The following is a 15,892-nucleotide window of genomic DNA, read 5'->3' as shown; positions in this document are numbered from 1 at the left end:
ATGCCATCAGCTTTTTTTATTTCAGAGGAGGTTTTTGTCCCAGCCTTTTTTCTTACTTTTTAAGCGATTGCTTTTTTATAAATTTATCTCTTTCTCCTCCATCCGAGAGTTCTTCAGCAAATTCATGAAAGTGTTGCTTCTTGTTTTCCACAAATTTAGATGTTTGCAACACCTCCGAGGGGGTGTTGTTATTCGGTGCGGCTTCTTCGTTCCACTTCATAAAATATCACTCCTTTACACAAGTATTATGTACAGTTTTACGTATACAATGATTGAAATTATTGGAATTACATGTCAAAATACACTATGCTCATAAACTTGAACATTCCTATAAAACAGTAACAATTATTGCTATGCTATCTCATCATTGGACTGTCACTGAAAATAATCCGCTCATCCTTAAAAATCAACTGCATCACTGCTTAAAGGGTGATGAATATTGGGTTTGCTTTTTGCACATTTTCGTATAGTGCATTTCATCTTCGTTACCAATGCAGCACTGAGAGAAATAGCGAATCCTCACTCATCATGTGCAAGATATCTATTTGATAATGAAAAGATTGAAAATTTCATGGTGGCTTACTAACAATTGTATTTCTGGGTGGTACCATTCATAAATTTTTAACGTGCTTCATGAGTTATAAAGTTAAAACACCCTTTAATGAGGGTGCTTCAAACAATTAATATATAAAGTTCTCGTTTTCTATTTTTAACCCATTCTATTAAATTAGCGGTTGAAATTTCACGGACATTATTATTTATTATAATAACCATTTCAAAAGTAATTCTTTCTATCATTTACATAAACATAGTCAGTTCAGGAGCTTTTATCAGTTCTATTACTAACTTATTCGGGCTTAATTTTCAGTCAATACTTTGATTAGAATTTTTTGTTTGCAAACTATCTCCATTTGTAGTCATAGCGATGTCTTTTTTTATTTGCGAATGGATTAAATTATCCAATTTCTCATTATTTAATTTCAATAATGAATTTGTTTCTATGCTTAATTGTTTATTAGAATGTAACAACTCAATAATTTCACTTAACGCAAAAAACAATACTCCTATTAATATTCCTGAAATGATTAGTAGTAAAAATAAACTAATTGAGAATATACCATCTACATTGCTAAATATAAAACTACAAAATACACCTGCTACTATTTCAATAACCCCAATTATTGATAAGACCCAAGCTACATTATTATTTCTCTCAAACATAAAAATCCTCCTTTTCATCATTCAATTCGACAAAAGGAGATTATTTCCTTTTCTTTATAAATATAATTTCTTCATAGCATTACTGTATATTTTATTTTTTCTTTAATATTTTCTTTCTTGTATCGGTAATCCGCATCTTGTGAAGTTGATAGTTAACTAGATAGCGAACGAACGTTCGTGAATATTAAAGTATATAAAACTGTCGTAGATGCTTAGTTTAACAAAGTTATTGGCCTTGTACCGCAAAAATTCCTTTGCAGTGGTTTCATTGTTTGTATTTATTTCGGTAGATGAGGAACTGAACTGCACAAATAATTACAAGACTCGGTGAACTGTAAATACCAACGGACAGGGTCACACTTTTCTGGTAGAGTCCAGAACCTCCAAATAGTCGTTGATTGTACATAATAATGCATAGGATGTTCCCAAAGAGAAATTGACCGCGGAAGCAGTGATTACCCCGTCTTCGTGCACGTGATGCTGTCAATTAATCACAGTTCGTACTGGATTATCGCCTAGACGAAACTTGACCCTAGACTTTCGAAATATACCCATTAGATCTTGGCGTACTGCCTAGATCATCCGTCCAAAAACTAACTGTAAGCCCTCGTAATGTCTTGTGTAGCTCATAATCAGTTCCTCCTAATTATTAATGTAATGATACTCAACTAAATCACATCTTCTGCTTATGATGAATCCCTTTTCTTATTCAAGAAAAATTAAGAGGGATTTTCTTAATCATTTTTATAAACGGTTTAACTATTTTTATAAACAGTTAAACCTTATTTCAAAGTCACAGTAGCAAAGTTTTAGAAAGGCTTATATTTTTCCATAAGCAGGAATGTAGTAATAAAAAACGACAGCCACTACTCATTAGTAATGAACACCACTTAATCAAATTTCCTTTGATATAAATTTAATACTCTTTTAATGAAATGCTCAGAGGTTATTCTATACAAAATTTATCTTTTATCTGACATTTAACTAGAATTTACCATATATCATCGTCATCTTCATGGTAATTAAAGTCCTTTTCTCGGTTATTTGATAATGTTAAATCAATTACATCGCACATATCAATTATCTCGTTATTAAATTGTAATTTTTCTCTTATCTGGCTTACCCAAAAATCATTTACAGATGGATAATCAATTAGTTCATTTCCATATATGTAATCTTTCAAAAAAGCTAAATAACTTTTTATATAAAACTCCGGAAAATATGGAATTTTTCTTTGAATAAACTGTCCCGCGTCATAAGCTTTTAAATATTTATCTGGATGAGATTGTGAAAATATAGTAAAAAGATATTCTCCAGTAAGTAAATCATATACATCTTTTGGCTTATACTCTAACACTTCCATTAATTTAAATACTTCCCTAATTCTCCAAGAAACAGTCGACCACGTAGTTGATATCGATGCAAACTTTAATGTTTCTTTTATCAGTTCAAAGTATTCGAATTTTGATTTACAACTAGGATGTACAGTAATGATTCTTAATACTCCATTGAATAATCTTTCAGCTATGTCATGTGTTAACCCCTCCTCATCAATGCTTAAGGAAAATGGTTTTCCAGTTAGAATAAATGGGTTTCTAAAAAACTTTGTTATTACTTTAATAATGTCTAATCCTATTTGTCTGTCAATATCGTCAATTACTGACAAATTTTCTCCATTCACAATGGACAATAATGGATCAGTTAGATCTTTTCCTTCCACATTTAATAACCGGTAGATATCACTAGATGATGTTTCAATTTCATACTCATGTACTAAATCCTCAATGAAACTTGGTAAATCCTCATATTCAATGACTTCTACGTTATATGACTCTAAGTATTTTTTATAGTAAGGGAAATAAGATTTCCATTTATGTTTTTTATCAAAATCAGTTAAAAGCATGTATAGTTTTTTATGAGACTTTAAGTTTTCACTATAATCTTTTATAAATTGAAAATATGTATGATGAATATTAATATCATTAAACCCATATCCAATCATTAAGATAGTATTCGTCGAAAAAAGCGTATACAGTTTATTTCTAAAAAATCCATACTCGTGCATAAATTTATAATATTGTTCATGAGTAAAAACGATACCTTCATCTGAATCCTTATCACCATGAATTTTTAAAATTGTTTTATCATGTTCATTCCAATCCAGTTCGCGCCCCTTTCCAGGATGCAAAACTCCATATCCCTTGTCCCGATATATTTCGTTTTCTAAAACCTTATCATAATTTGTAGTAACAATATAATGGAATGGAATTTTATTAATTTTCTTTAACTTATCTATATCTTCCTTAACCATATTTTCATTATTAGATTCAACTAAACTCAACATTTTTTGACTAAAATGTTTCTCTAATAAATGTTCAACCTCTTTATCTACCGCTTTTTCAATCAATATTTGTAGATCTTGATTTTCCTCTCCTAGCTCTAACCTATTCATTAATTTTTCTAATGTACGGGATTTATTTTTCTCTTTAAAAAATTGATAAAATGCTTGTGCTATTTGCAAAGGATCACCATTTTCAAAATCCTTACTTCTCAGATCTTTTATTCCTATCTCAATAGAAAGTTTTTTTAATAACTCCATCCAACCTAAATAACCAAAACTCCTACTAAATCCTGCCCCAATAAAAGGAACTACTTTATCATTTACTATATCTAGAATTAATTGATCTGGTATTTTACCTTTACCCATATTTCATTCCTCCCAATCCTATTAAAGAAAAGAGCACCTTTTAGATGCTCTTCTTTTTTTATATACCTCAATTCTCAACAGAAAAGCAAGCATATAAAATATTCTCGTTTTTTGTCGATAATCCCTTCTTGCACTGAAGCCCATATCATTATAATTTCCTTAATCAAATATTTCTTGGACGTAGAAATATCACTTAATGATGACTTTTTTAAATCAATCCTGTATTCTGCCTTTCTTATATATTCCCAGTGTAAGTCACTTTATCAATCATTACTTATTCTGGTAGATAAATGAAATGCATTGGTATAAGCAGGAGGTACAATTGAAAAAGATATCTTTAATTTTGGCAACTTTTCTTCCTGAATGCGTTAGTAAATAAAAACGATACTTTCAAGATCAGCTTCAACAACTTCTTTAGTTTTCTCTATGTCTATCTCCGGAAGTTTAAAATGTATTTGTTCCCCACTTATTTTGCCTCCTTCCCTAACGAATCTCGACACATGCTTAGGGAATAAATATTGTTTCCCTAATTCCAATTGCACAGGGCTTCAATTGTTTCATCACCATTTACTTGTATTCGAATCATTTATGCGGTGCTTCGTAATAACCATCTATGGTTATTTGAGAAGGTTGTAGAATAATGGATAAAAACCGTCATTTGAAGATGTATCTATAAAAAGAACTAAAAAATTAGATTAAGTTTTTTAAACCTGAAGATATTGGAGATTTTTTAAGGTTTTAATTGAAACTGGGATGAGGAAAGATAACGCAATAACCCTTCAACGAGACAGAGATTGCCTAAAAAATAATACCATGATATTAAATAAATCATTAAACTTTCAAGAACAGTAAGTATAAGCAAAAAAAATTTTTGGTGATGTAAAAACGTATCATTCAAAACATATAATTACTATCAGACAATCAATCTCAAATAATTTACAGTTCCATCAGATTTATCTGAAACAAAATAAAACGGCTTTGAATAGTACTTATACAGTCCTTTGCAGAATTGATGAAAATTTAATACCGCATTCCAGTCTGATTAATTCCTTGCAAAAATATGAAAAAAGTGTGAACTTCCTAGTCTCCCTATTCATTCATTAAGGCATACTCATGTAGTTTTACAATTAGAAGCAGCGCGATATGAAATACATACAGGAACACTTTGGATACGGTAGTGTGCAAATAACAGATGATGTTGATTCTAACATTCGGCAAGAAAATTGAACAGGAANTACAGGAACACTTTGGATACGGTAGTGTGCAAATAACAGATGATGTTGATTCTAACATTCGGCAAGAAAATTGAACAGGAAAGGATGAACAAATTTGAGGAACATAAGAAGAATGTACTCTAATAATTTTTTTGATTTAAAAATCGGGCAATTATCGGGCATTACGATTTCTCCAGAGAAACATTTAGAAATTGCCGAAATAAAAACCCCTCAACACTAACAGTATTGAAGTGACCTCTAAAAATTAGAGGTTATTTCATTAGGCAACTTGCGGAAAATGAGTTCGGTATTGCACCGGACTCATTTTTAATTTTGCCTTCATCCATTTCGTATAATAGTAATCGATATATTTTTCCATTTAAAAATGTTCTATACTTTTAAATTCCTTTAAGTAGAGGAATTCTGACTTGATAATACCAAAGAAGTTCTCAATCACTGAGTTATCGTAACAGTTTCCTTTACAAGACATACTTTGCACAATGCCTCTGGACTAAAGCGCATGCTGATATCGTTTCATTTGATAATACCAGCCTTGATTTGAATGCATTAGAAGCTGATGGATAAGCACTCTAAAGCTTTTTCCAACATCTCTGAAACAAGGGAATAAGTTGATCTAGAGCTGATTGTGTAGGTGATAATCTCGCCATTAAATAAAGCTAAAACAGGTGATAAATAAAGCTTTTCACCGAATAATGTAAACTCCGTAATATCTGTAACCCACTTTTGATTTGGCAGTTGTGGTAAAATTGCGGTCTAAAATATTGGGGGGAATTTTGCCAACTGTACCCTTATATGATTTATATTTTTTCATACGAACAAGGCATTTTAATCCTAATTCTTTCATGATACGTTGAACTTTCTTGTGATTCACTTTTTGCCTACGATTCGTTGGTTCATTACGAATACGGCGGTATCCATAACGACCTTCATGTTCTTCATAAATCAATCTTTTAGAATGCTACAGTTCATTTTCTTCCAATTTTTTCGAAAGAGCATAGAGTCTCATAAAGAATGATTAATACCTTCACTTCTGTTGACGTTAAATCTTCTAATCCATTTAAATATTCTTCTGGTCTAAATGATCCCTCATTTTCACGGTTATATCCTTTAATAGTATCAAAACGTAAAGTTTATTTTTTCGTGACTTCTGGTTTTAATAAAAGATTATTATATACCGTCAGTATCTTTAAAAGATGCAACCACTATCACTATTTCTAATATCAAAAAAGATAAATCTTTATAATAAATATCGAAGAATCTTCCCCGTAAGAAAGGGGGCTTCGAAAGTTGGATACTATTAATATGATCAAAGAATTTCCAGATATAGTTGTTCTAAACATGTATAGAAGTATTCTTAGATATACAGCATCAAATAACAATAGTATTAACCAAGAAACTAGAAATCTATTAATGTTGCTTGTGTCTGAAATAAATAGTCGTGAATTAATTTAGCACTAACAAAGATGTAATAGCACATTAGATTTTTATAAAGGGGAAGGTTCTTCCCTAGTTATCTTCCCTTTAACTATTTAGTTTTATCCCTTGGCAACTCCACGAACTGCAGCTTCCTCTGAACAAAAGCCTAAACTCATTAAAGCCAGTGTCTCTACCTTTTGCGATTAGTTGCTAAGTATCACTTTCCCATCCTAATGTTTATCGTTTGGATTATGCCAAAGGAACTCAACCACATCGGCATTCTGTTCTATAGAGCTTGATTATTTTAAATTGAAAGCATGGGTTTTAAAACTTTGTCACTTTCACGTGTCATCTTAGAAAGCAACTTAAAGCAAAAATTCATTTCACAGGCAATTCGTTTGGCAGCAGGAGTTACGTTTCCGACTGTCTGTTTCCTTGTTTCACCCTTCTTTTGAGGGATATTCATGATTTAAAGGTAATCTACCGAGTTCATTCCCAACTTCCTATATTTTCGTTTAATTAATTATCTACGGTTCCATCAAATATATCAAAACCAAAATAAAATAGCACTTATCATTTTGATCTCAACGTTCTTTGAAGAAATGATGGAAATTATATGCCAAAATCAAACTTATTTAATTCTTTTGTAAAAATATTAAAGAAGTGTCAACTTCATGGTCTCCCTATTCATTAAGGCATACTCATGCAGTTTTACAGTTAGAAGCAGGCGCCAATATGAAATACATACAGGAACACTAGGACACAGTAGTAAGCAAATAACTGCTGATGTTTATTCTCACATTAGCAAGAAAATTGAACAGGACAGGATGAACAAATTTGAGGAACATAAGAAGAATGTACACGAACAATTTTTTTGATTTAAAATCGGGAAATATCAGGCATTACGATTTCTGCAGAGAACCATTAAGAAATTGACCGAAATAAAAACCCCTCAACACTAACAGTATCAAGGGGTTCCTTCATTAAAATTGTTGCATATATTGTTCTCTTTCCCAAGGATGGACTTGCGTACGGAACTTTGTGACTTTTTATCGCTTTCAATTTTTTTCAAAAATCCCTTTAGATAAAGAAAAGTACATTTATGATTTCAAACATTTCCAAACGTTATACCATCAAAAGTGGTCATTCGGTGGTCATAGATATGGGGACTTGGTGATCAACGTAAATACTGTATGAAAAAGGCTCTTTTCGTAAAGTTTGTGGCCTTTAATCAATTATAGGAGAAACTAATTGAATAAAAAAGGAAAGCAAATCCTGTTTATAGAATATGTTTAATTAGATGAAATTAGAGTCAATTTGACGCAAGATATACGGCTGCTTACTTACATAGAAGACGATGATGATTATGATTACGACAATAACCTTGCGAAAAAAGTTAGAGGTTTGCCGAAAGATCCTGTTAAAACAAAAGAAGATGATTTCTTTTTAACCTATGACCAAATTATGAAACTAAGGGAAGAACTCATTAAACGTGATAGAACAAGATGCAGTATTATTTATGGTGATGTTTGTCAGTGCAGCTCGTAGGAATGAAGTATTTCAGATAAATAAACATGGTTTATCGGAAGGAAATCGTGCTAATGAAGTTATCGGTAAACGATATAGACCTGTGTAATTGAATGATACTAAAGAGTTAATTAGACAGTGTCTTGAACAACGTGGTGATGATGATATTGACTCACTTTGGATTAACGGCAAAGGTGAAAATAAAAAACCTGTAGAATACAACGCTCTCTATGACAGAGTTGTTAGTATGAGCAAAGTATTAAATGAACTTGAAGGACGCATTGTTAACTGATGCTTTTTTATTGGACAAAGAAGAGAAAAAGAGATTGGGCTTAGAAATACCTTTTAATTCTGTGCCAGCTATAAAAATTGGTAAACTAGCAACTTCAAAAAAGCACAAAAAATACCATTATGGTAGTTTCTATTATGGATGTGCCTAGGTTATACGATGGCTTTAGAGGAATTAGGGATAGCTTGTAGATTTATAACGGTAGATGCTGATGTTGAATATAATCCAGATACATACAAATTTTATAAAGCTAATGGATTCATAATAAATCAACATAAATCATTGCTGCAAAAGAAAAATTACATAAGTATGAGATATGACCTCTTTAAAGCTTGATCCTTCACATTAACTTGTTGAGGTCTTTTTCCTTTTGTGGGGAGGAATTATCCCCTTATTGTAGAAATTATATAAAAAAAGGGGGATTCTTGTGGCTGTCTTTTCATTTTTAGCAATGCTAATTTACTTAGTTATTTTCTTATTCATTATTTATTTTGTGATTTCTGTACTTCGTTTTATGAAAGATAAAATTACTATAGATAAGGAACGAAATGAAAAGCTAGATGAATTGATTAAATTTATGAGAAATAAGGATGTTTAAGTATGTTTGACTTATTCCCCACACTCCTTTATACTCATTAAAGTTGTGCACACGCATATACTGGAGATTGATCCTCACAAAGAATTGTGGGGATTTTTTATTTGTGTCACCTACCCTATTTCTTATTGTTAGTCATTTCTTATAAAAGATGACTTTTATGAATATAATGGAACTATAACAATCTTTTGGAGTGGTTCCATGAATAAAAATTATTTCATTGCGGGTACAATTTTTTGTATGATAATGTGTATCTTATCGCTATTCGTGTTTATTAATCCGCCTCTCTTTATTATCTTTTTGATTCTAATGATTACATCAATTGCTATGACTAATATTATAGTAAGTAAAACAGAAAAGAAAAATATTGAAAATGATATACAAAAAATAAATAATCTTATTAATAAAAATAACCTCAATAAAGATCAATTCTTCATGAATCTTGATCACACTGAAGCAATTTTACTCGATCAAGAAAATAAACTACTGGCTACTTTAAAAAATGTAAATAATGACTTTCAGCTTACCCAACTCCCCTTCTCTTCTATTATTGAGTCAGAAATTATTGTGGATGAGGTATCGGTTATTTTGGGGTCAAAAAGTGGTCAATCATACCGAAGTTAGACTCCAGTATATATTGACCACTTCATAAACCCTATCAAATCAATGTTTATCCATTAAAATTGTTGCATATATTGTTCTCTTTCCCACGGATGGACTTGCGTACGGAACATATCCCACTCAATTTCTTTTGCTTCAAGGAAATGTTCGAGTATGTGACCGCCAAGTGCACTAACCATTACTTCATCAGATTTCAGTTTATCTAATGCTTGAATAAGAGTTCCTGGTAGGTCGATAATTCCTGCTTCTTCTCTTTCTTGTTTATTCATTACATAGATATTGCGGTCAACAGGAGCAGGAGCTTGTAAACCGTTTTTAATTCCATCCAATCCAGACTTTAATAATACAGCCATTGCTAAGTATGGATTTGCTGCCGGATCCACGCTACGAACTTCCACACGTGTACTTAAACCGCGTGATGCTGGAATTCGAATAAGCGGACTACGGTTTTGTGCAGACCACGCAACATAGCATGGTGCTTCATATCCTGGAACTAATCTTTTGTAAGAGTTAACAGTAGGGTTTGTTACTGCAGTAAAGTTTGGTGCATGTTTGATAATTCCTGCAATAAATTGATACGCTACATCACTTAATTCTAATTCTCCATTTGGATCATAAAAAGCATTTTTGCCATTTTTAAATAAGGAGAGATTTGAATGCATACCAGAGCCATTTACTCCAAATAGTGGTTTTGGCATAAAGGTAGCATGTAATCCATGCTTACGAGCAATAGTTTTTACTACTAATTTAAACGTTTGAATGTCATCGCAAGCCTTTAAAGCATGTGCATATTTAAAGTCGATTTCATGTTGGCCTGGCGCAACCTCGTGATGGGATGCTTCAACTTCAAATCCCATTTCTTCTAACTCCAGCACGATATCGCGACGACAGTTTTCGCCTAAATCTGTTGGTGCAAGATCAAAATAACCGCCATTATCATTCAATTCAAGGGTAGGCTCACCTTTTTGATCTAATTTAAATAAGAAAAATTCTGGTTCAGGTCCAAGATTAAAATCAGTAAACCCTAATTCTTCCATTTCCTTTAAGATACGTTTTAAGTTATTACGAGGATCTCCTTCAAATGGAGTTCCATCAGGATTATAAATATCACAAATTAATCTTGCTACTTTTCCTTTTTCAGCAGTCCATGGGAATATCACCCATGTATCTAAATCAGGGTACAAATACATATCTGATTCCTCGATACGAACAAAACCTTCAATAGAAGAACCGTCAAACATCATTTTATTATCTAATGCTTTACCTAATTGATTTAAAGGAATTTCCACATTTTTAATCGTCCCTAAAATATCTGTGAATTGCAGACGGATAAATTTAACATTTTCTTCTTCAGCAATGCGAAGAATATCTTCACGGCTATACTTTGACAATTTGTTTGTCCTCCTCTAGGAAATAAGTTATATAAAAGCAACTGCTTTATACACAATAGCAAAAATTAATGATAAAATTTTGGGAATTCATTTTGTTTCATCGAAGGTCGTTGAAATCTTCCTGCCTGCAGCATTTCTTCGCGAAGAACTCTGCGAATTTGTTCGTCGGAAATATTTGTTTTGTTTACCTCTACAGGCTCAACCTTTTCTGCTTCTATTTTTGCAGTTTTCATCGTTAATAATTTTTTAATTCCTGCCATATTAATACCTTGTTCAAGATACTCCTTGATTTCTAATAGCAAATCGACATCATTTAAAGAATAAAGACGGCGGTTTCCTTCAGAACGTGACGGAGAAATCAGTTCATGTTCCTCATAATATCTGATTTGTCTTGCTGAGAGTTCAGTTAATTGCATTACTGTACTTATTGGCAATATCGGCATAGAACGTCTGATTTCTTTTTTGTTCATGCTTTCATTCTCCTTTCTTCCCTCTCATGCTACGATTATATTCCATGTAAATAAAATAGTCAATGACATGTTAGAAAATATCACATTAAAATTTTAAAAAATAGGATCACCTATTTGTTTGGGTGATCCTTTATGTACTGATTAACTCCTTTTAGTTGCAATATTAAGGGCTTGAACTAGAAAAGTGGCTTCTGCTTTTCTTATATTAAGTCCTTATTCATCAATCTATCTAATGCAGAACAGACCGCAATTTTAATATGTGAATATGTTAATCCACCTTGTACATAAGCAGTATAGGGTGGTCGTAAAGGTCCATCTGCTGTTAATTCAATGCTGGCACCTTGAATAAAAGTTCCTGCCGCCATAATGACATCATCTTCATAGCCAGGCATGTAACTCGGATAAGGAGTAACATAAGAATTAACAGGTGATGCAAATTGAACAGCCTGGCAGAATTCAATCATTTTATCGGGATCATCAAATTGAACTGATTGGATTAAATCGGTTCGATTTGAATTCCAGGATGGATGTGTATTCATTCCAAATTTCTCAAGAATAGCAGAGGTAAATACCGCACCTTTTAATGCTTGTCCAACTACGTGAGGAGCTAAGAAAAATCCTTGATACATTTCTTGTAGACTGAATAATGTAGCTCCCGCTTCTGCACCAATTCCTGGGGATGTCATTCGGTAAGAACATGATTCAATATATTCCGTTTTTCCAACGATATATCCGCCTGTTTTGGCAATACCACCACCGGGATTTTTAATGAGGGAACCTGCCATTAAGTCCGCACCAACATGACATGGTTCTCTAGTCTCAACAAATTCACCATAGCAATTATCAACAAAAACGACGATATCAGGTTTTATGTCTTTTACAAATAAAATCATTTCTTCTATTTCATCAATAGTGAACGATGGTCTAGTTGCATATCCTTTTGATCTCTGAATCCCGATCATCTTAGTATTGGGTTTTATTGCCTTCTTAACAGCTGCTAAATCAACCCTCCCCTCCCTAGTCAGAGGAACACTATTATAATCGATATTAAACTCCTTTAAAGATCCATTCCCACTGCCACGGATGCCGACAATTTCTTCTAAAGTATCATATGGCTTTCCTGTAATATAGAGCAATTCATCTCCTGGGCGCAGGATACCAAACAACGCGATAGAAATAGCATGTGTACCGGAAATGATTTGCGGACGTACAAGCCCTTTTTCAGCACCGAACACTTCGGCATAGATTTTTTCCAATGTTTCTCTACCAATATCATCATATCCATATCCTGTGGAAGGAATAAAATGTGTATCACTAACACGATGATTTTGAAAACTTTGTAAAACCCTAAATTGATTCTCATCCACTTTTTTATCGATTTGACGATGAACTTCGGCTATCTGTTTTTCTGTCTGTTCGACAATTACTTGAATTTTATCTCCGTTTATTAAATGTTGAAACATAAATTAAGTGCTCCTTCTATTGCTGATATTGTTCCAATTGCCCCAACACTGGATGATTCGCTAAAGCAAACCCTTTGCATCTATACATTTGTTCATCTTCTTGAAACAGAAGTTCTCGAAGGATGGTATCGATTTTTAATTGTGCTAAAAGCTTTCCTTCCGTTGATGGGATTAGAACGTGATAAGGAACCATTATTTTAATGGCCTCTTCTTCAATTTTTTGTCTTAACCGTTGGCGATCATCTTCTCTTAATGCGCTAATCATAATATGATTTTCTGAAGTTGGTACAAAGTCCGGATGTCGCTCATCCATTTTATTATACACTGTTAATTGCGGAAGATGGTCCATTTTAAGTTCCTCTAGAAGCTTTTGAACTGTTTTTTCATGATTATGATAATCAGGATTGGAAGCATCTACAATTTGAAGCAGAATATCCGCTTCATTCACTTCTTCAAGTGTTGATCTAAAAGCAGCAATCAATGTAGTCGGCAAGTCTTGAATAAATCCTACAGTATCTGTTAAAAGCGCAGAGTATCCGCTGGGTAAAATTATTTTTCTTGTTAATGGATCTAATGTTGCAAAAAGCAAATTTTCTTCGAATGAATCTGCACTAGATATACGATTAAATAAAGTCGATTTGCCCGCATTCGTATAACCAACTAATGCAATTTGGAATGTTTTGTTCTTTTTTCTTCTTTCACGGTAACGTTCACGATGACTGACAATGGCTTCCAATTGATTTTTTATCTCACTAATCCTTCTACGAATATGTCTTCTATCTGACTCAAGTTTTGTTTCACCGGGTCCTCTTGTTCCAATGCCGCCGCCAAGTCTTGAAAGCTCGGTTCCTTGACCAATCAAGCGCGGAAGAAGGTATTGAAGCTGAGCAAGCTCCACTTGTAATTTTCCTTCTTTCGATCTGGCTCTACCGGCAAAAATGTCTAAAATTAATTGGGTCCTATCAATGACTCTTCCATTCAAAAGATTAGATAAATTACGTAATTGACTAGGAGATAATTCATCATTAAAGATGACCAAATCTGCTTCCAATTCTTCTTCAAGATGCTTAATTTCTTCCACCTTTCCTTTACCTATGTAAGTGGATGGATCAACGCGATCCCGTTTCTGAGAAACCTTCGTTACTACCTGTCCTTGTGCTGTCTCTGTTAAAGAAGCCAATTCCTCCATTGAATATAGAAAGCGTTCCTCATTATCATGTAACTGACATCCCACTAATATTGCCTTTTCTCTTATTACCTCTGCCATTTCGACAACTCACTTTCCACTTCATTTCTTATTAATCTTACCAAATTATTTATTAAAATATCATAATGTAAACATACATAAAAAAACAGCTAGTCAATTTGACTAGCTTACTGAATCATCAATCATGAATCAGGAAAGACCAAATCAATACTTCTTAGTGTTAATAAGTCATAACGGTCATACGTTCCATTCGATAGCAGCCTCATTGCTTGTGAGCGAATTGACTTTTCGATAATATTTCTGACATAGCGGCCATTAGAAAAGCTGATGGGATTAACCATCTTAATTAATGCCAGATGCTCCTTTAGTTTCCTTTCTGCATCTTGACTAAGTACATATTCCTTTTCTTTTAACATTCGTCTACCAATTTCCATCAATTGCTCCACAGTATAATCTGGAAAATCAAATACAAGCGGAAATCTTGAATGGAGCCCTGGATTTAAACTTAAAAAATAGTCCATTTCATTGGAATAACCAGCTAATATTAAAATAAAATCATGTTGCTTATCTTCCATATGTTTCACAAGTGTGTCAATCGCTTCTTTTCCAAAATCTTTTTCACCACCGCGGCCAAGTGAGTATGCTTCATCAATAAATAGGATACCCCCTAGGGCTTTTTTTATCAAATCACGAGTTTTTTGTGCGGTGTGGCCAATATACTCTCCTACTAAATCAGCTCGTTCAGCCTCAATTAAATGCCCTTTCGATAATACATTCATTTTTTGAAATAATTTACCTATTATTCTCGCAACCGTTGTTTTCCCAGTTCCCGGATTCCCTTTAAACATCATGTGAAGCGCTTGTTTACTTGTTTTTAATCCCGCTGTTTCTCTTTTTTTATTAATATAAATCCAAGCATACACTTCTTTTATCATTCTCTTCATCTCATCCATCCCGACGAGAGCACTTAATTCAGATTCAATTTCCCTAAGCGCTTCATGCTCTGCGGAATTCGTCTTTGGAACAACTTCCTTTTGGATGCTGGATGGAGGTATTTCTCGTTGCTGGGCATTAAGAACAATACTGATTTGTCCGTTATTTTTCATACGTATAGGTTGATCCAAAGCGTTCACCTCACATTCTAAAAACAGTATACGCTTAGAAGCATAAATTGTGACAAATGCCTAGGAATAACAAAACAAAGAAAAAGGATTATTATGCTTCAACATTTTTACAAAAATAGTACACAAAGTACGAAAGGACGACAAGATCATCGTATTGATTTAACCGAAATGAAGCAATTTGTCGTTTTTCGCGCTTTCCCAAGAAATAATGCCTTACATCCATTCTATTCGGAAACGCTACTAAACATTACATCCATTACAAATCCTTATACATGAATAAAAAAACGTATCTCCTGGGATACGTTTTTTAATGATGCATTTAAGTTTATCTATTAGTTATTTAACAAGTATATACACTGCTTAGCTTCCGTGTCTATCGCCTATCGACTTTACGCTTCATCAAAATTTATTTGGACATTCTTTTGAGGGGCAAAGGTTGATATCGCATGTTTAAAAACAAGTTGCTGTTTTCCTTCTGATTCAAATAAAACGGTAAAATTATCAAAACCTTTTACCTGACCTCTTAATTGAAATCCATTTAACAAAAAAACCGTTACAGAAGTGCCGTCTTTTCTTAATTGATTTAAGAATTGATCTTGAATATTAACTGCTTGTTTCATACAAAT

The 15,892-nt window shown here is 33.0% G+C and carries 13 protein-coding genes and 1 pseudogene; 4 read left to right on the top strand and 10 right to left on the bottom strand.

The window, feature by feature from the left end; all coding sequences use genetic code 11:
• Window positions 1-52: 52 nt before the first annotated feature.
• The 4 genes and pseudogenes from CWO92_RS25575 to CWO92_RS18810 form a co-directional block, all read right to left on the bottom strand.
• Window positions 53-220, bottom strand: a complete 168-nt coding sequence (locus CWO92_RS25575; RefSeq protein WP_165786722.1) for a hypothetical protein — start codon at window positions 218-220, stop codon at window positions 53-55.
• 644 nt (window positions 221-864) lie between these two features.
• Complete coding sequence (locus tag CWO92_RS18820) at window positions 865-1,221, bottom strand: hypothetical protein (protein WP_101355752.1); 357 nt, start codon at window positions 1,219-1,221, stop codon at window positions 865-867.
• Between the two features lie 991 nt (window positions 1,222-2,212).
• Entirely contained in the window at window positions 2,213-3,928 is a 1,716-nt protein-coding gene (locus tag CWO92_RS18815; protein WP_101355751.1) for an SIR2 family NAD-dependent protein deacylase, read from the bottom strand.
• Between the two features lie 1,494 nt (window positions 3,929-5,422).
• Window positions 5,423-6,112: pseudogene (locus CWO92_RS18810) on the bottom strand (IS3 family transposase); the annotation flags it as partial.
• 1,959 nt (window positions 6,113-8,071) lie between these two features.
• On the opposite strand from CWO92_RS18810, the gene CWO92_RS25855 reads away from it, so the two are divergent.
• The 4 genes from CWO92_RS25855 to CWO92_RS18795 all read left to right on the top strand — a co-directional run bounded on the left by CWO92_RS25855 (window position 8,072) and on the right by CWO92_RS18795 (window position 9,614).
• Window positions 8,072-8,215, top strand: a complete 144-nt coding sequence (locus tag CWO92_RS25855) for a hypothetical protein (RefSeq protein ID WP_207767818.1) — start codon at window positions 8,072-8,074, stop codon at window positions 8,213-8,215.
• Between the two features lie 172 nt (window positions 8,216-8,387).
• Window positions 8,388-8,546 (top strand): hypothetical protein, encoded by a 159-nt coding sequence (locus CWO92_RS25570; protein WP_165786721.1) that lies wholly within the window; start codon window positions 8,388-8,390, stop codon window positions 8,544-8,546.
• A gap of 276 nt (window positions 8,547-8,822) precedes the next feature.
• Window positions 8,823-8,993, top strand: a complete 171-nt coding sequence (locus CWO92_RS25565) for a hypothetical protein (RefSeq protein ID WP_165786709.1) — start codon at window positions 8,823-8,825, stop codon at window positions 8,991-8,993.
• Window positions 8,994-9,191: 198 nt separating this feature from the next.
• Window positions 9,192-9,614, top strand: coding sequence for a hypothetical protein (locus tag CWO92_RS18795; RefSeq protein ID WP_101355749.1), 423 nt, complete (start codon window positions 9,192-9,194; stop codon window positions 9,612-9,614).
• A gap of 53 nt (window positions 9,615-9,667) precedes the next feature.
• Here the strand turns inward: CWO92_RS18795 and glnA are convergent, their stop codons facing one another.
• The 6 genes from glnA to hfq form a co-directional block, all read right to left on the bottom strand.
• Window positions 9,668-11,002, bottom strand: coding sequence for a type I glutamate--ammonia ligase (gene glnA, locus CWO92_RS18790; protein ID WP_101355748.1), 1,335 nt, complete (start codon window positions 11,000-11,002; stop codon window positions 9,668-9,670).
• Window positions 11,003-11,067: 65 nt separating this feature from the next.
• Window positions 11,068-11,472 (bottom strand): MerR family transcriptional regulator, encoded by a 405-nt coding sequence (locus CWO92_RS18785; protein ID WP_101355747.1) that lies wholly within the window; start codon window positions 11,470-11,472, stop codon window positions 11,068-11,070.
• Between the two features lie 200 nt (window positions 11,473-11,672).
• Window positions 11,673-12,935, bottom strand: a complete 1,263-nt coding sequence (locus CWO92_RS18780) for a methionine gamma-lyase family protein (RefSeq protein ID WP_101355746.1) — start codon at window positions 12,933-12,935, stop codon at window positions 11,673-11,675.
• Between the two features lie 16 nt (window positions 12,936-12,951).
• A complete protein-coding gene (gene hflX, locus CWO92_RS18775; RefSeq protein WP_101355745.1) occupies window positions 12,952-14,202 on the bottom strand; it encodes a GTPase HflX in 1,251 nt (416 codons plus the stop codon).
• Window positions 14,203-14,324: 122 nt separating this feature from the next.
• Complete coding sequence (gene spoVK / locus CWO92_RS18770) at window positions 14,325-15,266, bottom strand: stage V sporulation protein K (RefSeq protein WP_101355744.1); 942 nt, start codon at window positions 15,264-15,266, stop codon at window positions 14,325-14,327.
• 389 nt (window positions 15,267-15,655) lie between these two features.
• Window positions 15,656-15,886, bottom strand: coding sequence for an RNA chaperone Hfq (hfq, locus tag CWO92_RS18760; protein ID WP_101355742.1), 231 nt, complete (start codon window positions 15,884-15,886; stop codon window positions 15,656-15,658).
• Between the last annotated feature and the right edge of the window lie 6 nt (window positions 15,887-15,892).

It is taken from the genome of Heyndrickxia camelliae (assembly GCF_002844575.1).
In the GTDB taxonomy this organism is placed as follows: domain Bacteria; phylum Bacillota; class Bacilli; order Bacillales; family Bacillaceae_C; genus Margalitia; species Margalitia camelliae.
Note: the sequence above shows the minus strand (reverse complement) of the source record. Positions and strands in the feature narration are given on the sequence as shown.